Annotated in this window: 22 protein-coding genes; 3 read left to right on the top strand and 19 right to left on the bottom strand. The window is 64.0% G+C overall.

Going from position 1 to position 19,047, the window contains the following annotated elements; translation table 11 throughout:
- Nucleotides 1-30: 30 nt before the first annotated feature.
- The 6 genes from AC1DVW_RS27165 to AC1DVW_RS27140 form a co-directional block, all read right to left on the bottom strand.
- Nucleotides 31-810 (bottom strand): succinate dehydrogenase iron-sulfur subunit, encoded by a 780-nt coding sequence (locus AC1DVW_RS27165; protein WP_477327198.1) that lies wholly within the window; start codon nt 808-810, stop codon nt 31-33.
- Entirely contained in the window at nt 810-1,247 is a 438-nt protein-coding gene (locus AC1DVW_RS27160; RefSeq protein WP_477327196.1) for a DUF3052 family protein, read from the bottom strand. Before AC1DVW_RS27160 ends, AC1DVW_RS27165 begins: the two co-directional genes overlap by 1 nt.
- Nucleotides 1,248-1,249: 2 nt before the next feature.
- Nucleotides 1,250-3,085, bottom strand: a complete 1,836-nt coding sequence (gene sdhA, locus AC1DVW_RS27155) for a succinate dehydrogenase flavoprotein subunit (RefSeq protein ID WP_477327194.1) — start codon at nt 3,083-3,085, stop codon at nt 1,250-1,252.
- A gap of 2 nt (nt 3,086-3,087) precedes the next feature.
- Entirely contained in the window at nt 3,088-3,483 is a 396-nt protein-coding gene (gene sdhD, locus AC1DVW_RS27150) for a succinate dehydrogenase, hydrophobic membrane anchor protein (protein WP_477248737.1), read from the bottom strand.
- A gap of 3 nt (nt 3,484-3,486) precedes the next feature.
- Entirely contained in the window at nt 3,487-3,891 is a 405-nt protein-coding gene (gene sdhC, locus AC1DVW_RS27145) for a succinate dehydrogenase, cytochrome b556 subunit (RefSeq protein ID WP_477248736.1), read from the bottom strand.
- A gap of 449 nt (nt 3,892-4,340) precedes the next feature.
- Entirely contained in the window at nt 4,341-4,721 is a 381-nt protein-coding gene (locus tag AC1DVW_RS27140) for a hypothetical protein (RefSeq protein ID WP_477327192.1), read from the bottom strand.
- A 275-nt stretch (nt 4,722-4,996) separates the two neighbouring features.
- Here AC1DVW_RS27140 and AC1DVW_RS27135 point away from each other — a divergent pair, with 275 nt between their 5' ends.
- The gene (locus AC1DVW_RS27135) at nt 4,997-5,365 is read left to right on the top strand and encodes a hypothetical protein (RefSeq protein WP_477327190.1); all 369 of its coding nucleotides are present in this window, start codon (nt 4,997-4,999) and stop codon (nt 5,363-5,365) included.
- 1 nt (nt 5,366) lies between these two features.
- Here AC1DVW_RS27135 and AC1DVW_RS27130 read toward each other — a convergent pair whose 3' ends face one another.
- From AC1DVW_RS27130 to rplS, 10 genes are all read right to left on the bottom strand, one after another.
- The gene (locus AC1DVW_RS27130) at nt 5,367-6,563 is read right to left on the bottom strand and encodes a GGDEF domain-containing protein (protein ID WP_477327189.1); all 1,197 of its coding nucleotides are present in this window, start codon (nt 6,561-6,563) and stop codon (nt 5,367-5,369) included.
- A 144-nt stretch (nt 6,564-6,707) separates the two neighbouring features.
- Nucleotides 6,708-7,904 (bottom strand): GGDEF domain-containing protein, encoded by a 1,197-nt coding sequence (locus AC1DVW_RS27125; protein ID WP_477327188.1) that lies wholly within the window; start codon nt 7,902-7,904, stop codon nt 6,708-6,710.
- 163 nt (nt 7,905-8,067) lie between these two features.
- Nucleotides 8,068-9,477: a 3-isopropylmalate dehydratase large subunit gene (gene leuC, locus AC1DVW_RS27120; protein WP_477327186.1), complete on the bottom strand. Its 1,410-nt coding sequence runs from the start codon at nt 9,475-9,477 to the stop codon at nt 8,068-8,070.
- A 429-nt stretch (nt 9,478-9,906) separates the two neighbouring features.
- Nucleotides 9,907-10,542 (bottom strand): class I SAM-dependent DNA methyltransferase, encoded by a 636-nt coding sequence (locus tag AC1DVW_RS27115; protein WP_477327184.1) that lies wholly within the window; start codon nt 10,540-10,542, stop codon nt 9,907-9,909.
- Nucleotides 10,543-10,602: 60 nt separating this feature from the next.
- Complete coding sequence (locus tag AC1DVW_RS27110; protein WP_477327181.1) at nt 10,603-11,418, bottom strand: amino acid ABC transporter permease; 816 nt, start codon at nt 11,416-11,418, stop codon at nt 10,603-10,605.
- Nucleotides 11,419-11,681: 263 nt separating this feature from the next.
- Nucleotides 11,682-12,479, bottom strand: coding sequence for a transporter substrate-binding domain-containing protein (locus tag AC1DVW_RS27105; RefSeq protein WP_477327179.1), 798 nt, complete (start codon nt 12,477-12,479; stop codon nt 11,682-11,684).
- Between the two features lie 205 nt (nt 12,480-12,684).
- Nucleotides 12,685-13,509, bottom strand: coding sequence for a class I SAM-dependent methyltransferase (locus tag AC1DVW_RS27100; protein ID WP_477270336.1), 825 nt, complete (start codon nt 13,507-13,509; stop codon nt 12,685-12,687).
- Between the two features lie 127 nt (nt 13,510-13,636).
- Nucleotides 13,637-14,143 (bottom strand): MarR family winged helix-turn-helix transcriptional regulator, encoded by a 507-nt coding sequence (locus AC1DVW_RS27095; RefSeq protein WP_477327177.1) that lies wholly within the window; start codon nt 14,141-14,143, stop codon nt 13,637-13,639.
- Nucleotides 14,140-14,574: an organic hydroperoxide resistance protein gene (locus AC1DVW_RS27090; protein ID WP_477270332.1), complete on the bottom strand. Its 435-nt coding sequence runs from the start codon at nt 14,572-14,574 to the stop codon at nt 14,140-14,142. The genes AC1DVW_RS27095 and AC1DVW_RS27090 overlap by 4 nt, the downstream gene beginning before the upstream one ends.
- A 148-nt stretch (nt 14,575-14,722) precedes the next feature.
- A complete protein-coding gene (rplS, locus tag AC1DVW_RS27085; RefSeq protein WP_477248724.1) occupies nt 14,723-15,262 on the bottom strand; it encodes a 50S ribosomal protein L19 in 540 nt (179 codons plus the stop codon).
- Nucleotides 15,263-15,557: 295 nt separating this feature from the next.
- On the opposite strand from rplS, the gene AC1DVW_RS27080 reads away from it, so the two are divergent.
- Complete coding sequence (locus tag AC1DVW_RS27080; RefSeq protein WP_477327175.1) at nt 15,558-16,310, top strand: sulfite exporter TauE/SafE family protein; 753 nt, start codon at nt 15,558-15,560, stop codon at nt 16,308-16,310.
- Here AC1DVW_RS27080 and trmD read toward each other — a convergent pair.
- Together trmD and rimM are read right to left on the bottom strand one after the other, a co-directional pair.
- Nucleotides 16,292-16,996 (bottom strand): tRNA (guanosine(37)-N1)-methyltransferase TrmD, encoded by a 705-nt coding sequence (trmD, locus tag AC1DVW_RS27075; RefSeq protein ID WP_477327173.1) that lies wholly within the window; start codon nt 16,994-16,996, stop codon nt 16,292-16,294. The two genes, AC1DVW_RS27080 and trmD, sit on opposite strands and share 19 nt — an antisense overlap.
- A complete protein-coding gene (gene rimM, locus AC1DVW_RS27070; protein ID WP_477327171.1) occupies nt 16,993-17,592 on the bottom strand; it encodes a ribosome maturation factor RimM in 600 nt (199 codons plus the stop codon). Before rimM ends, trmD begins: the two co-directional genes overlap by 4 nt.
- Nucleotides 17,593-17,728: 136 nt before the next feature.
- Here rimM and AC1DVW_RS27065 point away from each other — a divergent pair, with 136 nt between their 5' ends.
- On the top strand, nt 17,729-18,667 hold the full coding sequence (locus AC1DVW_RS27065) for a tyrosine recombinase XerC (RefSeq protein WP_477327169.1): 939 nt from the start codon (nt 17,729-17,731) through the stop codon (nt 18,665-18,667).
- A 148-nt stretch (nt 18,668-18,815) separates the two neighbouring features.
- Here AC1DVW_RS27065 and AC1DVW_RS27060 read toward each other — a convergent pair.
- On the bottom strand, nt 18,816-19,047 hold a 232-nt coding region (locus AC1DVW_RS27060), incomplete at its 5' end, for a transposase (protein WP_477327167.1).

Here is a 19,047-nt window from a genome sequence, read left to right as displayed (position 1 = left end):
GGATCGCAGCAGACCGCGATCTCGCTGAAGCTACACCCGCCGTTCCACCATCATCTTCTTGATTTCCGCAATCGCCTTGGCCGGGTTCAGTCCCTTGGGGCAAGTCTGGGCGCAGTTCATGATGGTGTGGCAGCGATAGAGCCGGAACGGGTCTTCGAGATTGTCGAGCCGCTCGCCCTTTGCCTCGTCGCGGCTGTCGATCAGCCAGCGATAGGCCTGCAACAGCGTTGCCGGGCCGAGATAGCGGTCGCCATTCCACCAGTAGCTCGGGCACGAGGTCGAACAGCAGGCGCACAAGATGCACTCGTAGAGCCCGTCGAGCTTCTCGCGGTCCTCATGGCTCTGCAGCCATTCCTTGGCCGGCTCCGGCGACACCGTCTTCAGCCACGGCTCGATCGAGGCGTGCTGGGCGTAGAAATTGGTCAGGTCGGGCACCAGGTCCTTGACCACCTGCATATGCGGCAGCGGATAGACCTTGACGGCGCCGGAAATGTCGTCGCAGCCCTTGGTGCAGGCCAGCGTGTTGGAACCGTCGATGTTCATGGCGCAGGACCCGCAAATGCCCTCGCGGCAGGAGCGGCGCAAGGCCAGCGTCGGGTCGATCTTGTTCTTGATCCAGAGCAGCGCGTCGAGCACCATCGGCCCGCAATCGTCCATGTCGACGAAATAGGTGTCGATGCTCGGGTTCTCGTCATCGTCCGGCGACCAGCGGTAGATGCGATATTCCCGCAAATTGGTCGCGCCTTCCGGCTTCGGCCAGGTTTTTCCCGCCTTGATCTGCGAGTTCTTGGGGAGCGTCAGTTCGACCATTACCTCAGGCCCTTTCGGATGACGAGCTTCAGCCCGGACCAGATCTCGTTCACGGCGGCAACTTTCACGTCGACAAGGTCGAGTTTCAGGGCTTCGGTGCGGATGACGCCTTCGGTGACATCGGTCGGCACCTTCGAGGCCTTTTTCGGCCACGACACCCAGACCATGCCGTCGCGCTTGATCGCCGCCTGGACACCGGCGAGACGATCCTCGATCTCGGCACGTTGCCGGGTGAAGGCGTGGACGGCATCGTATTTCAGAGCAGCGCCGGAAATCTCCGACCAATCGGCCAGCCGGTCGACTTGAGCGAAGTCAACGGCCTCGGCGAGATCGCTGAGGTCATCGGGCAGCGCAATGAAGGCGGCGATCATCTCGTCCTTCAGGCCGAGCTTGGCCGGAAGGGGCGTGCCGGAATATCCTGAGGCCGCCAGCGCCATCGTCAGTACACCCTGGCCTTGGGCGCGATCTTGGCGAGGCTGATGCCGCCGTCCTTTTCCGCCAGCAGCGGCTCGGTGTGCACCGGCCGGTAAGAGAGCGTCACCTTGCCGTCTTCGCTCAGCCGCGCCAGCGTGTGCTTGCGCCAGTTGGCGTCGTCGCGGGCTGAGAAATCTTCGCGCGCGTGCGCGCCACGGCTCTCCTTGCGCGCCTCGGCGCCATAGACCGTGGTGATGGCGTTGGCCATCAGGTTTTCCAGCTCCAGCGTCTCGACCAGGTCCGAGTTCCAGATCATCGAGCGGTCGAACACTTTGACGTCCTTGAGCTCGGTCCAGATCTGCGAAATGCGCTTGCAGCCGTTTTCGAGCGATTCCTGGGTGCGGAACACCGCCGCGTCGTCCTGCATCGCCTTCTGCATCTTTTCGCGCAAGCTTGCCGTCGGCGTCGAACCGTTGGCGTGGCGCAGCCGGTCGAAGCGATCCATGATCTTTTCGACCGAGGCTTCGTTGGGCGCCGGGATCGCCGACGTCCGGTCGATGACCTGGCCGGCGCGGATCGCCGCCGCGCGGCCGAACACGACGAGATCGATCAGCGAGTTCGAGCCGAGGCGATTGGCGCCGTGCACGGAAGCACAGCCGGCCTCGCCGACCGCCATCAGCCCCGGCGACACCCGGTCGGGGCTCTTCGCCGTCGGGTTGAGCACTTCGCCCCAATAATTGGTCGGCACGCCGCCCATATTGTAGTGCACCGTCGGCAGCACCGGGATCGGCTCCTTGGTCAGGTCGACTCCGGCAAAGATTTTGGCCGATTCCGAAATGCCAGGCAGCCGTTCATGCAGCACGGACGGATCGAGATGGTCGAGATGCAGGAAAATATGATCCTTCTTCTTGCCGACGCCGCGGCCCTCGCGGATCTCCAGCGTCATGCAGCGCGAGACGACGTCGCGCGAGGCAAGGTCCTTGGCCGACGGCGCGTAGCGCTCCATGAAGCGCTCGCCCTCGGAATTGACGAGATAGCCGCCCTCGCCGCGCGCGCCTTCGGTGATCAGACAGCCGGCGCCATAGATACCGGTTGGGTGGAACTGCACGAACTCCATATCCTGCAGCGGAAAGCCGGCGCGCGCGGCCATGCCGCCGCCGTCGCCGGTGCAGGTGTGCGCCGACGTCGCCGAGAAATAGGCGCGGCCGTAGCCGCCGGTCGCCAGCACCACCATTTTTGCCGAAAAGCGGTGGATGGTGCCGTCGTCGAGATTCCAGGCGACCACGCCGGTGCAGGTGCCGTCCGGCTCCATGATCAGGTCGAGCGCAAAATACTCGATGAAGAACTGCGCGTTGTTCTTCAGCGACTGGCCGTAGAGCGTGTGCAGGATGGCGTGGCCGGTACGGTCGGCGGCGGCGCAGGTGCGCTGCACCGGCGGGCCGTCGCCGTAATTCATCATGTGGCCGCCGAATGGCCGCTGGTAGATCTTGCCCTCTTCGGTGCGCGAGAACGGCACGCCGTAATGTTCGAGCTCATAGACCGCGGCCGGCGCTTCGCGCACCAGATATTCCATGGCGTCGACATCGCCCAGCCAGTCCGAACCCTTGACGGTGTCGTACATGTGCCACTGCCAGGAATCGGGACCCATATTGGACAGCGACGCGGCAATGCCGCCTTGCGCCGCCACGGTGTGCGACCGCGTCGGGAACACTTTGGTGATGCAGGCGGTGCGCAGGCCTTGTTCGGCCATGCCGAGCGTGGCGCGCAAGCCGGCGCCACCAGCGCCGACGACCACCACATCGAATTTGTGGTCGACATAGGTGTAACCAGCCTTGTTGGCGGTCTTCGCGTCCTTGGCCAAATTCAGCCTCCGAATGCCAGCTTGAGCAGGGCGAAGATCGAGGCGACGCCGACCACTACGGAAAAGAAAGTGTTGAGCGCGATCAGCGCCAGCTTCATGCCCTCGCCATGCACATAGTCCTCGATGATGACCTGCATGCCGAGCCGCATATGATAGAGCCCGGACAACAGCACCAGGGCAAGCACCAGCGCCACGAACGGATTGGCGAGGGCCGCGCGCACCTCGGCATAGCCGGCGCCGTTGAGCGCGATGAGGAAGCCGACGAAGAACAGCGTCAGCGGGATGTTGGCAATCGCGGTCAGCCGCTGGCGCCAGAAATGCTGGGTGCCCTCGCGGGCCGAGCCAAGGCCGCGGACCTTGGCCAGCGGCGTGCGCATATCGGTGTTTTTACCGCTCATGGATCAGGCTCCCCGCGCCATGTAGCCGGCGATCCAGATCAACAGCGTCAGCGAGATCGAGCCGGCCAGCGTCGCCCAGGCGATCTTCGATGCCGTGTGCTTTTCAAGACCGGCGCCGGTGTCCCACACCAGATGGCGCACACCGCCCAGCATGTGGTGCATCAGCGCCCAGGTGTAGCCGAACAGGATGAGCCGCCCGAGCCACGAACCGAAGGCCCAGTTGACCCAATCGAAAGTGGCCTCGGAGCTCGCCGCCGCCATCAGCCATACGGCGACCAGCAGCGTGCCGAAATACAGCGCCCCGCCGGTGATGCGATGGATGATCGACATCGTCATCGTGATCGGCATCCGATAGACGGTCAGATGCGGCGAAAGCGGTCTCGCGCGGGTGGCTGGTGATTTGCTCATGGCTCCCCCAGTTCGGCGTCTCTGGAGCCACCGGCGGAAATGCGGCATTGCCGCTTCCGGATGCGACTTCGGACAGGCGGTTTCTAATGCTCTTTTTGCACCGCGTCAAAGCCAGAAAATCGTTTTGAAAACGTCATTTAGTCTGACAAAAAGGCGGCGTTTCGCTTCAATCGATTAGGGCATCGGCCCAAAGCCGGCGCAGCGTTCGCTGCAGTGCGGTATTTCGCCTGGCTCGGGCGCGGAGGGTGTGCCGAGATTCAGCTCAGGCCGAGCCGAGAATGGTGGTTTGCGAGAACCGGAGCGGGAGCGTACTTCAGTACGTGAGCACCGGCCTACGCCGGCCGTAGCCTTAACTGCGCACCCCTCATGAGTGGTTCGGCCGGCGAAGGCCGGAAGCGCAGGAAGCTGCCATTCGCAGGCCGGCATCAGCTGAATATCGACACACCCGGTCAGCGCTTGCAGGTCACCGGCGTTTTCCCACCCTTCATCACCAGCGCCTCGCGTCCGTCAATCACGATTGCGTCATGGGCTGCGCCGTACCGGCTGTTCTGGTTGGCCGGCGACGCCGGCAGGTCTTCAGATGTGCCGTCGGGGCCGAGGACATGCAGCGCCGTGCCGAGATTTTCGATCGTGATCCTGCCGCCGTCGGCGCAATTGTAGGTCGCAGTGCGCGGTTGCGGCGCGGCCGTGTCCACGATGATGGGGGCAGCAGTCGAAGGTGCGCCCGGCGCTATCGAGACAGCGGCGGCGGCGGTGCTTGCGGCCTTCGGCGCGTTGCTCTGCGGCACGCAGGCTGCTGCTACCAGCAGCGGGCCAAGCACAAGCGTCATCCGAAAAGCCCGGCGTAACGCCATATGTTGTCCTCCCGCGCGGCAAACTAGCCGCCATGCCTTGCCAAGATCAAGCGTCATGGTTGCAAGTCGACGCCGGCCGCGATGGTGCGGGCAAGCATGGCCGAATGATGGCCGCCGGGCTTTCCATTCCGACTGATATTAACCATGTTTGCCAAGAGATTGCCGCATCACCGGCTGTCCCCCTTAACAAAGGTTAATAAAAGGTTAATTTCCGATTCGAGGAGGCTTGCCTCTAGGAAACGGAGGACGCCATGCGTTCGAATTCAGGCACACTACGACTTCCGGCGCTCATGCTGGCGGCACTATCGATCGGCTTTGCCGCACCGGCGCTCGCCGGGACGCGCCACCACGACCGCGTCTATGCCGATTCCTTCGGCAATCTCGTCATCGACAGCGCCGCCGGCTACAAGCGCATCATCGTTGGCGAAGGCAAGCTGGCGAAAGAATTGTCCGACTACACCAGCGCTGGCAACGCCGGCGAACCAGACGTCATCTACGAGAACGAATCGGACAATGTGATCCGCCGCGGCTGCTACCAGCCGCCGGTTTTCATCAAAGGCCGCTCCTATATGTACGGCCTCTCCGACGGCGAGATGCCCAACCTCAGCCCTTGCCGCTGATCTATCCGGCGTTCGCTGCTGTCGCCTGCCGGACGACCGGTCCGGCCGAGACCCGCACGCAGTCGCGGCCAGCGCCTTTCGCCTGGTAGAGCGCTTCGTCGGCGCGCCGCAGCAGGTCGGAAAACCCTTCACGCGCGGAAAGCTCGGCCACGCCAAAACTGGCGCTGCAGCGATGCTCCGCCGGCAGGCTATCGATCGGCAGCGCGCCGAAAGCGCTGCGTGTGCCCTCGGCAAACAGCCGCGCGGCGGCAAGGTTGGTTCCCGGCAGAATGATGGCGAACTCCTCGCCGCCGATGCGGCCGGCAACGTGGTGGTCGGCAGCGGCATCGCGAAGAAAGCCAGCGAAGGTCGCGATCACCCGGTCGCCTGAGGCGTGGCCATAGCTATCGTTGATGCCCTTGAAGTGGTCGAGATCGGCAATGACCAGCGCTACCGGAACGCCCTGGCGCACGGCATCGCGCAGCGCGACCTCGGCATGGCGCTCAAAACCGCCGCGATTGAGCAGCCGCGACAGCGTGTCGGTTTCGGACTTCGAGGTCGCCTCGGCCAGCACGTCGCGAACCAGGATGCCCAGCATCAGAAGCGCCAGCGCCAGGCCCAGCACGGTGCCGAGCGACTGCGACACCAGCGCGTAGCTGGTCTGCACATAAGACTGCGGGTCAGCGCCCCAGCCACCCAGCGCATGCGCGATGAACGGCTTTGAGGCGAACTGCACGGCGCTGGCCACCAGCACGGCCAGCAGAACTCGATCGAGCCGGTCGCGCCTTTGCCTTGACGACCAGACGATGGCGAAACCGACCAGCTGCATGGCCGCATAGGGAAGCTGGTAGGCCATCATGCGGGCAAGCGACTGGCGCGGCAGATCCTGCACGAACCAGACCGCGACGGTGGCGAAGACCAGGAAGAACAGCATCGGCGGCCAGGGCGGCGCCACGCCATACTTGCGGGCGAGCCCGGTATTGAAGGCGATGGTGGCGCCCAGGAAAACGGCGAAAGCGGTGACAACCGCAGGCCGTGCGTCGGCGAAAACCGGGATGCTGAATTCGACGGCGAAATAGACCATGCCGAGCACATAGCCGAACGCCAGCCAGCGTGCCGATACGCGTCCTACATCATAGATCGCAATCGCCATGAAGGCCGCGGCCAGCAGTCCGGCAACGAACAGATTGATGACAAGGATGAAGTCTGCGCTGCCCATTGCGTCTTTCGCACTCCGGGGCGACAGCTAACCACCGACGCGCGAAAAAGACGTTAACGTTCAGGCATGATCCCGAACCGAAGGACCGCGTCAGCGAAAAGTGAGACCCGGTTTTCGGAAAAGATCATGCCAAAACAAGTGTCTCTAACCGAGGCTGGCGTAGTCCGGCACGAACACCGTTTCCGGCCGCTCGTAGGACAGGCGCACGCTGTCGCGGCCGTTCTTCTTGGCCTTGTAGAGCGCCTCGTCGGCACGACGCATCAGCGGTTCCAACCCTTCGTCGCCGGTGCGGGCGGCGACACCGAAGCTCGCGGTCACTCGGATACCCGGCGGCAGGCTGGCGACACCGCCGGACGAATAGAGCGAGCGGATCGCCTCGGCGAACAGGCGCGCCGAAGCCAGGTCGCACAAAGGCAGCAGCACCGCGAACTCCTCGCCGCCGATGCGGCCGGCAGCACCGCGCGCGCCGGTGGCGAAATTCAGCTTTGCGGCGAAATCGGCGATGACCCGGTCGCCCGCCGCATGGCCGTGCACATCGTTGAGCGCCTTGAAGTGATCGAGGTCGGCCAGCACCAGCGCAACCGGAAGCCTGGCCGAGGCGCACTGCCGCAGAAGCAGAGCCGCCCGCTCTTCGAAACCGCGACGGTTGAGCAGGCCGGACAGCGGGTCGGTAAACGTCTCGGTTTTCAGCGCCTTCATCACGTCGAGCGCGGCTGCCGAGAACAGGCAAAGTGCGATCAGCAGCGACAGCAGTGCGTGCGAGAGCAGCGCCGTCGTCCAGTAGGACGAGGCATAGAAGCCGTCATAGCTGGTGAACGGCCCATGCGCGATGACGACGGCCAGCGTGCGGGCGAAGAAGTTCAGGCCCGACAGCAGCGACAGAACAAACAGGATGTTTTCCGTCGGGCCGTTGTTGCGCACCTGGCGCAGTTCGGCGGCGACCAGCAGGCTGAGGCCGCCGAAGCCGAAATTGATGGCAAGGATGCGCCAGGTGAGATCCGGCTGGACGAACAGGAACCAGCAAAAAGCGGCCAACCCGCCACCCGCCAGGACACCGATCCCGACAAAGGGTACGCGCCGGCCATAGCGCGCCACGATGGCGCCGCAGAGACAGCAGGCGGCAAAGGTGAAGCATATGTTGGAGAGAAGCTTGGTCAGCACCATGCCGACGGGCAGCGTGAAATACTGCAGCAGGAAGCCGCCCGCCGAGGCGCAGTAGCTTGCGCCCAGCACCGCCAGATAAGGACGGTGGCGCTGATAGGACCACAGCACGAGGAACGCCGCGCCGAGCGCCAGCGCGATCGTCGGATTGAGCAGCGCTATGAACAGGCCGGTGTCCAAGGACCGTGACTTCTCTCGCTTCCGTCAGGGAAGATGTTTAAGCCGCAAGCCCAAACAAGCGGTTAAGCGAGACCGAATATGCCCTCGGAGCCAAAGAAAAACCCCGAACCGTTTGCGGTCCGGGGTTTCTCGAATGCTCTGAAAACAGGGACGAAACTCTGGGCTATTTCCACTCGCGGATGTCGACGAAATGGCCGGCGATCGCTGCCGCCGCCGCCATGGCCGGCGACACCAGATGGGTGCGGCCCTTGAAACCCTGACGTCCCTCGAAATTGCGGTTCGAGGTCGAGGCGCAGCGCTCATGCGGCTTCAGCCGGTCATCGTTCATGGCCAGGCACATCGAACAGCCCGGCTCGCGCCAGTCGAAACCGGCGGCGACAAAGATCTTGTCGAGGCCCTCGGCCTCGGCCTGTTCCTTGACCAGGCCGGAACCCGGCACGATCATCGCATCGACATGCGCGCTGACCTTTTTCCCTTCCACCACCTTGGCGACGGCGCGCAAATCCTCGATGCGGCCATTGGTGCAGGAGCCGATGAAGACACGGTCGAGCGTGATGTCGGTGATCTTGGTGCCCGGCGTCAGGCCCATATAGTCCAGTGCACGTTGCTTGGAGGTACGCTTGTTCTCGTCGGCGATGTCATCCGGGTTCGGCACGATGCCTTGCACCGAGACGACATCCTCGGGCGACGAGCCCCAGGAGACGATCGGCGGCAGTTTGGCCGCGTCGAGCACGATCACCTTGTCGAAATGCGCGCCCTCGTCGGACTGCAGCGTCTGCCAGTAGGCGAGTGCCGCATCCCAAGACGCGCCCTTCGGCGCACGCGGCTTGTCCTTGACATAGGCGAAGGTCGTCTCGTCGGCCGCGATCAGGCCGGCGCGCGCGCCACCCTCGATCGACATGTTGCAGATGGTCATGCGGCCTTCCATCGACAGCGCGCGGATCGCCTCGCCAGCATATTCGATGACATAGCCGGTGCCGCCGGCGGTGCCGATCTCGCCGATGATGGCCAGGATGATATCCTTGGCGGTGACGCCTTCCGGCAACACGCCGTCGACACGCACCAGCATGTTCTTTGCCTTGCGCTGGATCAGCGTCTGCGTCGCCAGCACGTGCTCGACTTCCGAGGTGCCGATGCCATGCGCCAGCGCGCCGAAAGCACCGTGCGTCGAGGTGTGGCTGTCTCCACAGACGATGGTCATGCCGGGGAGCGTAAAACCCTGTTCCGGGCCGATGATGTGGACGATGCCCTGGCGGATATCGGTCTCGGAATAATACTCGACGCCGAAATCCTTGGCGTTCTTGGCCAGCGCCTCGACCTGGATGCGGCTTTCCTCGTTCTTGATGCCGAACTTGCGCTCGGGCGAGGTCGAGACATTGTGATCGACCACGGCCAGCGTCTTTTCAGGATGCCGGACTTTTCTGCCAGTCATGCGCAGGCCTTCGAAGGCTTGCGGGCTGGTGACTTCGTGGACGAGGTGACGGTCGATATAGAGCAGGCAAGTGCCGTCGTCCTGGCGGTCGACAACGTGCTCGTCGAATATCTTGTCGTAGAGGGTGCGCGGTGCGCTCATGTGCGTAAATCCGTCGATCTGAAAATGGGGAAGAGGTGAAGTGCCGCAGGCCTTTCGGTCGGCGAAAGCGGTCTAGCTAAGTCGGCTGGTAAGCGCGCCGCAAACGCGCGCAGAGAAGCGCGACGGCAGGCGTTTTCTGTCCTGCAGCACGAACCCCTTATAGGCCGGATCGCCAAAAAGCTCTTCCATGGCGTGGCTCATACCAATGTTTTGGGTTTTCGGCAATTGCGGCGTGTGTGGGCGCGGCCTTGCCTTCTCCCCCTGTGGGAGAAGGTGGATCGGCGCGCAGCGCCGAGACGGATGAGGGGTGCGCGAAGGATCGCCGTCCTTGCCAAGTCTCCATCCTCGCCAAGCTGGAACACCCCTCATCCGACCGAGCTTCGCTCGGCCACCTTCTCCCACAAGGGGAGAAGGGAAGGGCGTCACCGCTCACATCACCTCAAACACAAACGTCTTCACCAATGCATCCGGCTCGGCGATGGCATAGCAACAGAACCATGGGCTTTCCTCGACCGGCCGCCATTTTTGCGCCTGCTCCAGCTCGTCGAACACGGCCTGAAACCCGCCGCTGTCAAAAACCTGGTCGCGCACGGTGAAGATCGCGTGGCCGCCCTTTTTCGTGATGCGCACCAGTTCGTGCAGGCCCGACGCCGGTGCATGGCTGATGGTGAACACGCCGGTCGAGAAGAAGGCGCGAAAATGCCCGTCCGGCCAGGGCAGCGGGCCGCCAAGCATCGCGTTCTTCAGGTCGTTGTAGGCGTTGCGGCTGCCGGCGATCTTCAGCATGTCGTCGGAGAGGTCGAGCCCGGCAATGTCGGGATAGCCCAGCGCCTTGAGCGACGGGCCCGACAGGCCGGTGCCGCAGCCGGCATCGAGCAGCGGGCCTTCGCCCGCCGGCACATGCCGCGTAACCCAGGCGGTGATCAGGAACGGCAGCAAATAACCGAGCGAGGCGGTTTCGCTGTCATAGGTCGCGGCCCAGGCGGCGTAGGCTCGCGCCAGCGCCTCCGGCGTGTCGGCCGCATAGACGGAATCCAGCGCCGCATTGGCCTTGTCGACGATCATGGAATTCGCTCCGGAACTGGCCGCATCGTCGGTGATGGTAGCGCCGTCTTCGCCTGACTTCTATTCCTGATGCTGGTTGCGCAGCCGCTTCTCCAGCGCCCTGAGCGCCAGCGACAGGCCGACGGTGAGGATGAGATAGATATAGGCGACGATCGAATAGGTCTCGAAGAAGCGAAAGGAGCCGGCGGCGTAGATCTTGCCCATCTGGGTGATGTCGGCGACGCCGAGCACCGAGACCAGAGAGGAATCCTTGACCATGGCGACGAAGTCGTTGCCGAGCGGCGGCAGGATGGTGCGGATTGCTTGCGGAAAGACGATCAGCCGGAAGCGCTGCGTGCGCGACAATCCCAAAGCCTTCGCCGCCTCGATCTGGCCCTTCTCGACCGCCTGGATGCCGGCGCGAAACACCTCCGAGATGAAGGCGGAGTAGCCGATGGTCAGCGCCATGATGGCGCGCCAGAGCAGCGACACGTCGCGCACCAGAAGCTCGCCGAAGAAGCCGGCATTCTGCAGCGGCGCGGTTAGCGCGTTCCAGGCCGCGACGAAGGTCGGCGCGCCGGCAAAGGCGATCCAGAACAACAGCACCAGGATCGGCACGCCACGGATGATCTCGACATAGAAGCGGGCAATCTGGCTCAGCCAGCGCGACCCCGACAGCCCCATCAGCGCAAGCCCGAGCCCGATGGCGCAAGCCAGCGCGAAGGCGACGACGGTGACGAAGACGGTGATGCCGATGCCCTTGGCGACGGTGGTGAATACCTGCGCGTAGAGGTTGCTGGTGGCGATGAAGATGGCAGCGATCACGGCGATCGCCACGGCCACGGCAAGCCACCAGGGGAAATCGGATTTGGTGGTGGAAGTGGGGGGCGTTTGCATCAGGCGATGTCGGCGAAGCGGATGGCAGGGCGTGCCGAGGCGCCCCCCTCTGTCCTGCCGGACATCTCCCCCACTTGGGGGGAGATCGGCCGCCACCGCTGCGTTCGCCAATCTGCAACGTTGAAAGAAAGGCGCCTCCGCAAGAACTGCCAATCTCCCCCCTCGTGGGGGAGATGTCCGGCAGGACAGAGGGGGGCGTGAAGGAGCAAGGTCAGCGCAAATTGCTGCGCGCAGTCATCATGCAATGCGCGTGGCAAAGGAGGCTACTGCCCCATCTTGTAATCAAGAAACCATTTCTTGTTCAGCGCATCGATCGTCCCATCCGCCTTCAGCGCTGCGATCGCTGCGTTGACCGGCTTCACCAGGTCGGAACCCTTCGGGAAAATGAAGCCGAAATCCTCGGTGCCGAGCGGGCCGCCGATCAGCTTCAGCTTGCCCTCGGAAGCATCGACATAGCCTTTGCCGGCGGTGCCGTCGGTCAAGACGACATCGACGTCGCCCGACTTCAGTGCTTGCACCGTGGCGCCGAAGGTCTCGAACAGTTTGATGCGCGGATTCTGCTCATTGCCGTCGAGCACGCTGTAGACGGCGGTGTAGAACGGCGTCGTGCCGGCCTGCGCGCCGATCAGCCCGTCCTTGAAGGCGCCAAAGGTCTTGGCGTCGGTGAAGCGGCTCTCGTCGCCGCGCACCAGCATGAACTGTTCCGAGCGCATATAGGGGTCAGAGAAATCGACCTTCTCCTTGCGGTCGTCCTTGATGGTGATGCCGGTCATGCCGATGTTGTACTGGTTGTCGGAAACCGCCTGGATCATCGCGTCCCACGAGGTGTTCTGGTACTCGACGGAAAAGTTCAGCCGCTTGGCGATCTCGTTCATCGCGTCATATTCCCAGCCGATCTGTTTGCCGGTCTTGGCATCGATGAACTGCAGCGGCGGATAGGCGTTTTCGGTCACCACCACCACCTTCTTGCCGCCGAGGTCGGGCAGCGCCTGCGCCCATGCGGCGACGGGCGCGAGAAGGCAAGCCAACAGGCCGGCCAGCAGCAGTTTCGATTTGGTCATGACACACTCCCAGAACTTGAAAGGCCTCGGCACAGCCAAGGTTTGCAGGAAAATCCGGCGCCGACTTTAGCCGTCCGCAAGCGCCGTGCAAGCCGGTCCGATGTGACCCTTCGCGCAAAAGCGGATTTCGATGCTTTCTATCGGGGGATTTCGGAACGATCTTTGCCCGGCGGCCATCCGCCGCAACATGGCGCCGCGCGTAAACTCAGCGCCGCTTGGTTGCGCCGATAGACACGGAAAGCGGTATCTTGGTCATACCGTCCGGCAGCGCGTAAAGTCCCTCGCCGGCCTCGACCATGTAGGGGAATTCCTTCCAGCCCAGAATGGCATGCTCGTTGAGGAAGTCGATCGTCATGTCGGACGCGATGAGGGCGTTGATGACGTCGCCCAACGGGTGGATCCACTCATAATTCAGGCGATGGGTCAGCGGCCGCTCGTCGCCGGTATAGGTGTGCGTGTCGTGCCATTCCAGCGGCGCCTGTGGCGGCGTCCGCCAATCCAGCAACAGACCGGGCTGATCGGTCTTGCGGCCGCACTGGAACATCGTCGGGTGCCCATCGAGGAAATACAGCTTGCCGCCCGGCCGCAGCAGATTGGCGACCACCTTGGCCCAGCTGAAGATGTCGTCCAGCCAAATCGTCGTGCCCCACGTCACGTAGACGAGGTCGTAATAGTCGTCGAGCGCCGCCACCGCATCATAGACCGAGGCCTCGACGAAGCTGACTTCGGCGCCGGCCTGCGCGGCAAACCGGCGCGCCGCGGCAAGCGCCTTGGGCGCGAAATCCAGCCCGGTGACGCTTTTTGCGCCGAGATGCTTCAGGCTGATCGTGTCGAGCCCGATATGGCACTGCAGGTGGGCGATGTCCTTGCCGGCGATGCGGTTGCCGACTTCCCGCTTTTCCAGCGCGGTCAGGCTCAAGCCACCGGCCAGAACCCGATCGATCGGGTAATAGCGATGGGCCTCGTCAGTGGTATGCAATTCGGCTCGGTTGTCCCAGTTGAAGCGGTTCGCCCTGGCGAAAGAATCCATCACATCACTCCAAAAAGCAGAAGGGGCAGCCGAAGCCCCATTGCTAAGCGATGTTATGTCCAATGCAAGATATATTAGTAAGAGATTGTTTACCCTATGGCGCCGGGCAGGCGTTCCAACCGGGCGATCAGTCACGCTCCGGCGCAGTGCCCGCCGCGCGCAAGCCGGCGACAAAGCGGGTTAGCGTGCGGTGCAGGGATTTCAACTCGGCCGCCTCGAGCGGCATGGCGCAGGCCAGCCCGGCGGATACGTCCTGCGTGCGTGCGCGCAGCGCCAGGCCTTCTGCCGTCGGTTCGACCAGCACGCGGCGCTCGTCGGCGGCGTCGCGCCGGCGGGTCACCAGGCCATTCGCTTCCAGCCGCTTGAGCAGCGGCGTCAGTGTCGCCGAGTCGAGCCCCAGCGCTTCGCCGAGCGCGCCGACCGTGCTTGGCGCGCGCTCCCACAGCACCAGCATTGCCAGATATTGCGGATAGGTCAGGCCGAGCGGCTCGAGCAGCGGCCGGTAGAGTTTCGTCATCAGCCCGCTCGCCGAATAGAGCGCGAAGCAGAGCTGCTGGTCGAGCCGCGGAACGCGGAACGTCCCGGCTGATACCGCCGGGACGTCGCTGGTACTCTCTGTCGTCTTTGTCGTCATGCTGCCTTTGCCGGAAGCGCCACTGCCGAAAGCGCCACCTCGACATTGCCCTTGATGGCGTTGGAATAGGGGCAAACCTGGTGCGCTGCCGATACAAGCGCTTCCGCGGCCGCCTGATCAAGACCTTTAGTCTCCGCCTCCAGCGAAACGCCAAGCCGGAAGCCGCCCTGGCCATTGGCATGCAAGCTGACATTGGCCGTCACCGCCGCATCCTGCAGCGGCAATTTCTGCTTGCCGGCGATGAAGCGCATGGCGCTTTCGAAGCAGGCGGCATAGCCGGCGGCAAACAGCTGCTCGGGATTGGTGGCGCCGCCCTTGCCGCCGAGTTCCTTCGGCGACGCGAGGTCGAGGCTGAGCAGGCCATCATTGCTCCGGACGTGGCCGGCGCGGCCGCCGACGGCGCGAGCTTGGGTGGAGTAGAGTGCAGGCATTTCATGTCTCCAGTTAATTTGTACACGATTAGTTAGTGTACAAGATAATTGGAGTCAACCCGGCTGAGAGCGAAATTTCCCGTTAATTCCGTTCGAAAACGAAAAAGGCGGCCGAAGCCGCCTTTCCGAAATCTGCGCCTGAAAAAACTTATTCGGCGGCGGTCGCTTCCGCGGCCTTGGCAGCCTCGTCGGCAGCCTTCTTCTCGGCGGCGTCCTGTGCTGCCTTCTCGATGGCCAGCGCCTGGGCGGCGGCCACCTTCTCGGCCTCGATGCGGGCCTTCTCGGCGTTCAGCGCATCGCGCTCGTCGTCGTTCAGCTTGCGGGCGCGCACGCCGGTGTTTTCCGAAATACGGGCCGACTTGCCGCGACGATCGCGCAGGTAATAGAGCTTGGCGCGACGCACCTTGCCGCGGCGAACGATCTCGACGCCTTCGACCATCGGCGAGTAGACCGGGAACACGCGCTCCACGCCTTCGCCGTAGGAAATCTTGCGAACGGTGAAATTTTCCTGGAAGCCGGCGCCGGCGCGGGCGATGACGACACCCTCATAGGCCTGGACGCGGGTGCGGGTGCCTTCGGTCACGCGGACCTGGACGCGCACGGTATCGCCGGGCTGGAATTCGGGAAGCTTGCGCTTGGCTTCGATCTTGGCGGCCTGTTCGGCCTCGAGCTGACGGAGAATATCCATCTAAAAGTCCACTTCTTGTTCTTCCGACAGTCAGAGCGTCCGACACTCGCCTTGCAGTTCCTATGACCGCTCGGCTATGCTCTTTCGGGCAGGGGCGACTACACCGTCATTGTTGACGGGTCCGGTAGATTGTTCTTCCGGTTCGGGCGGGCACATACAGCTATTTCGAGGCTTTGTCACGCCTTGGCCCTGTCTTTTTTGCTCGTATGCCACCACGCAATCATCCAGTGCGGGGTTGCGCCGACCCTGCAAGCTTCCTAATCCGGGAGAAGCACTCTTGTTCGGCGGCACCCTCATGTCTGTTTTCGACGCAGTCCTGCTCTTTCTCGCGGGCTTTCTCTCGGGGGCGGCCAATGCGGTTGCCGGCGGCGGCACGTTCATCACCTTCGGCGCCATGACGCTGGTCGGCCTGCCGCCGATCGTCGCCAACGCCACCTCCTCGGTGACACAGTTTCCCGGCTACGTCACCTCGACGCTCGCCTACTGGGCCGACATCAAGCATTTCTGGCGCGGCGCGTTGCTGCTCTGCCTGATCTCGGCTTTGGGCGCACTGGCCGGCGCGCTCATCCTCTTGGCGCTCTCCAATCCCTCGTTCCGTGTCCTGGTACCGTGGCTGCTGCTGGGCGCAACCGCTCTGTTCGCCGCCGGGCCGTGGCTGAAGCCGGCGCCGAAGCCTGGACATGAAGCGTCGGTCGGCTCGCTGGCCGGCTCGCTGGCGCAGTTCGCCACCGCAATCTATGGCGGCTTCTTCGGCGCCGGCATGGGCGTGATGATGCTGGCGATGCTGGGCCTGACGCAAGCCGGCGACTATCACCGACTGAACGCGCTGAAGAACATGCTGGCCGTGGTCATCGCCGCCGTCGCCATCCTGGTCTTCGTCTCCGGCGGCGTCATCGCCTGGCCGCAGGCGATCGTCATGATCCCCGGCGGTGCGCTGGGTGGCTATGCCGGTGTCTGGATCGCCAAGCGCGTGCCGCAGAACGCCGTGCGCGGTTTCGTCGTCGCCGTCGGCCTGTTTCTCGCCTTCTACTATTTCACCAAGGGCTGAGGGGCAGCGCCTGGCAGATCCGGCCGTCTTTCCTTCGTCAGCTTTTCCGACTCGGCGCGCCGCCATTTCGCGATTTTCGCGTGGTTGCCTGAGATCAGCACCTCGGGAATTGGCCGGCCCTCGAACTCCTGCGGCCGCGTGTAATGCGGATGCTCCAGCAGGCCGTTCTCAAAGCTTTCTTCCTCGCCCGACACTGCATTGCCCATCACGCCCGGCAACAGCCGCACCACGGCATCGAGCAGCACCAGTGCCGCCGGCTCGCCGCCGGAGAGGATGAAGTCGCCGACGGAGACCTCTTCCAGTCCGCGCGCTTCGATCAATCGCTGGTCGACGCCTTCGAAGCGGCCGCAGACGATGACAGCACCCGGCCCGGCGGCCAGTTCGCGCACACGCGCCTGCGTCAGCGGTTTTCCGCGCGGGCTCATCAAAAGGCGCGGGCGCGGATCACCTGTTGGCGACGCGTGGTCGATGGCTCTCGCCAGCACATCGGCGCGCATCACCATGCCGGCGCCGCCGCCGGCCGGCGTGTCGTCGACCGTGTGGTGACGATCGGTGGCGAAGTCGCGGATCTGGATCGCCTCAAGCGACCAGGTGCCTGATACCAGCGCGCGGCCAGCCAGCGACAGGCCGAGCGCGCCAGGAAACATCTCGGGATAGAGCGTCAGCACCGAGGCGGAAAAACTCACCGGTTGCCCCCGGCATCCCTCGGTCCGCGCGGCCTGCCCTTGGCGTCGAAATCCTCCTCGCGCGGCGCATCGCCGTCCTCGTCCTCGACCACCCCCGCCGCCGCCAGATCGATGCGGAGGAAGGCGTCGGCAATTGATACCTGGGGAACGGCGGCCTGCGTGAACGGGATCAGCACGCCTTTGCGCCCCGCCAGCGTCACGTCGAGAATGTCGCCGCCGCCGAAATTGTGCACGGCGACGACCTTGCCGATGGCGGCATTGGTGTCGTCGCGGACTTCCAGCCCGACGAGGTCGGCATGATAGAACTCGTCCTCTTCGCCATCGTCCGGCAGCATCGAGCGGTCGACGAACAGTTCGGTGCCGGCCAGCGCCTCGGCGGCGTTGCGGTCACTGATGCCCTTGAAGCGCACCACGACGACCGTGTTGGCCGGCCTTATATCGATGATCTGGAAGGCACGGCCATCCCTGGCGTAAAGCGGCCCGTAATCGGCTAGCGCCAAGGGCTCGCCGGTGAAGGTCTTCACCCGCAATTCACCCTTGATGCCGTGGGCGGCGCCGATCACGGCCATCTGGACGGGGTTCTGGGGCTTGGTCATGGCAAACATTCCTTTGCCTTGCTCTAGCGCCGCCCCGGCGTCATTTCAATGATCGCTCGGCGTCATTTCAATGACACAGCTCTTCACCGCTTCCTAACCCGACTGCCCGACAATGGCAGGGAACTGGAACAGCGCCATGCAGGAATTCCTCATCCCGGCCAAGCCTGACCTTCAGGCGGCGCGCGAAAGCTGGCTGAAGATGCTGGCGCGCGAACGCCGGCTGTCGCCGGAAACCGTCGAAGCCTATGAGCGCGACACGCGCCAGTTCCTGCATTTCCTCACCGGCCATTGCGGCGGCTCGCCCGGCATTGCCGAGATCGCCAACCTGCGTCCGGCCGATCTGCGCGGCTTTCTCGCTGCCCGCCGCAACGCCGGCGCCGGCGCCCGCACGCTCGGCCGCGGACTGGCCGGCATCCGCTCGCTGCTGCGCTTTCTCGAGCGGCGCGGCCTCGCCAATGCGGCGGGTGCGGCGGCGCTACGCGCGCCGCGCCAACCAAAATCGCTGCCCAAGCCACTGACGGCAAGCGACGCCAAACATGTCGTGTCGGTGGAAGGCCAGCTGGCCGAGGAACCGTGGATCGCCGCCCGCAACGCTGCCGTGCTGACCTTGCTTTACGGTTCAGGCCTGCGCATTTCCGAAGCGCTCGGCCTGTCGGGTGCCGATCTCGCCTTGGCGAGCGACACCGTGCTGCGCATCACCGGCAAGGGCGGCAAGACGCGGCTGGTGCCGGTGCTGCCGGTGGCGTTGCGGGCGATCGCCGAATACCGCCGGCTCTGCCCCTATCATCTCGACCCAAAAGGCCTGTTGTTTCGCGGCGCGCGCGGCGGCCCGCTGAACCCGGCCATCGTCCAGCGCGACATGGCCAAGCTGCGCTCGGCGCTCAACCTGCCCGACACGGCGACGCCGCATGCGCTGCGCCACTCCTTCGCCACGCATCTGCTGGGACGCGGCGGCGATTTGCGCACCATCCAGGAGCTGCTCGGCCACGCCAGCCTGTCGACGACGCAGATCTACACTGGCGTCGACACAGCAAGGCTGCTCGAGATTTACGAGTCAGCGCATCCGAGAGCGTGACGGCTGGCAGTGCGCTGCGTAGCGGGATTTGGGCGGATCCATGCCGTGACGGTCCACACGCGCACAGCGGTTCAGAATGACGGTGGCGCTCACCAGAGCCGGTTTTGCACCGCCACAACTCTCCTAAGTCTCGGCATGGCAACTGTGTTCACGTGAATGCGGTTTTGTCCCTGATGATAGCGTTGAGGGTGACCAGAAGCTTCCTTGCGACGGCGACGATGGCGAGTTTCTTTGATCCGGAACGTGCGGCAAGGGCGACGTAGAAAGCTTTGAACCGGTCATTGGCACGGATGGCGCCCAGCGCCGCCATGTAGAGAGCTCGTCGGACCCGCGGGCGACCACCGCCGATCTTGCTCCTGCGCTTGAGCTTGCCGCTCTCA

It is taken from the genome of Mesorhizobium sp. P3_B5, assembly GCF_056402815.1.
The sequence above is the reverse complement of the archived record's forward strand: the minus strand, read 5'-3'. Positions and strand labels throughout refer to the sequence as shown.

Bases quoted from the DNA above. Each gene is read 5' to 3' on its own strand.
- AC1DVW_RS27140 (WP_477327192.1), bottom strand. From the start codon at position 4,721: ATGACGCTTGTGCTTGGCCCGCTGCTGGTAGCAGCAGCCTGCGTGCCG.
- AC1DVW_RS27095 (WP_477327177.1), bottom strand. From the start codon at position 14,143: ATGACGACAAAGACGACAGAGAGTACCAGCGACGTCCCGGCGGTATCA.
- rplS (WP_477248724.1), bottom strand. From the start codon at position 15,262: ATGGATATTCTCCGTCAGCTCGAGGCCGAACAGGCCGCCAAGATCGAA.
- AC1DVW_RS27090 (WP_477270332.1), bottom strand. From the start codon at position 14,574: ATGCCTGCACTCTACTCCACCCAAGCTCGCGCCGTCGGCGGCCGCGCC.
- AC1DVW_RS27115 (WP_477327184.1), bottom strand. From the start codon at position 10,542: ATGATCGTCGACAAGGCCAATGCGGCGCTGGATTCCGTCTATGCGGCC.
- AC1DVW_RS27105 (WP_477327179.1), bottom strand. From the start codon at position 12,479: ATGACCAAATCGAAACTGCTGCTGGCCGGCCTGTTGGCTTGCCTTCTC.
- AC1DVW_RS27135 (WP_477327190.1), top strand. From the start codon at position 4,997: ATGCGTTCGAATTCAGGCACACTACGACTTCCGGCGCTCATGCTGGCG.
- AC1DVW_RS27080 (WP_477327175.1), top strand. From the start codon at position 15,558: ATGTCTGTTTTCGACGCAGTCCTGCTCTTTCTCGCGGGCTTTCTCTCG.
- sdhD (WP_477248737.1), bottom strand. From the start codon at position 3,483: ATGAGCGGTAAAAACACCGATATGCGCACGCCGCTGGCCAAGGTCCGC.
- AC1DVW_RS27160 (WP_477327196.1), bottom strand. From the start codon at position 1,247: ATGGCGCTGGCGGCCTCAGGATATTCCGGCACGCCCCTTCCGGCCAAG.
- AC1DVW_RS27065 (WP_477327169.1), top strand. From the start codon at position 17,729: ATGCAGGAATTCCTCATCCCGGCCAAGCCTGACCTTCAGGCGGCGCGC.
- AC1DVW_RS27110 (WP_477327181.1), bottom strand. From the start codon at position 11,418: ATGCAAACGCCCCCCACTTCCACCACCAAATCCGATTTCCCCTGGTGG.
- AC1DVW_RS27165 (WP_477327198.1), bottom strand. From the start codon at position 810: ATGGTCGAACTGACGCTCCCCAAGAACTCGCAGATCAAGGCGGGAAAA.
- leuC (WP_477327186.1), bottom strand. From the start codon at position 9,477: ATGAGCGCACCGCGCACCCTCTACGACAAGATATTCGACGAGCACGTT.
- sdhC (WP_477248736.1), bottom strand. From the start codon at position 3,891: ATGAGCAAATCACCAGCCACCCGCGCGAGACCGCTTTCGCCGCATCTG.
- AC1DVW_RS27130 (WP_477327189.1), bottom strand. From the start codon at position 6,563: ATGGGCAGCGCAGACTTCATCCTTGTCATCAATCTGTTCGTTGCCGGA.
- AC1DVW_RS27100 (WP_477270336.1), bottom strand. From the start codon at position 13,509: ATGGATTCTTTCGCCAGGGCGAACCGCTTCAACTGGGACAACCGAGCC.
- rimM (WP_477327171.1), bottom strand. From the start codon at position 17,592: ATGACCAAGCCCCAGAACCCCGTCCAGATGGCCGTGATCGGCGCCGCC.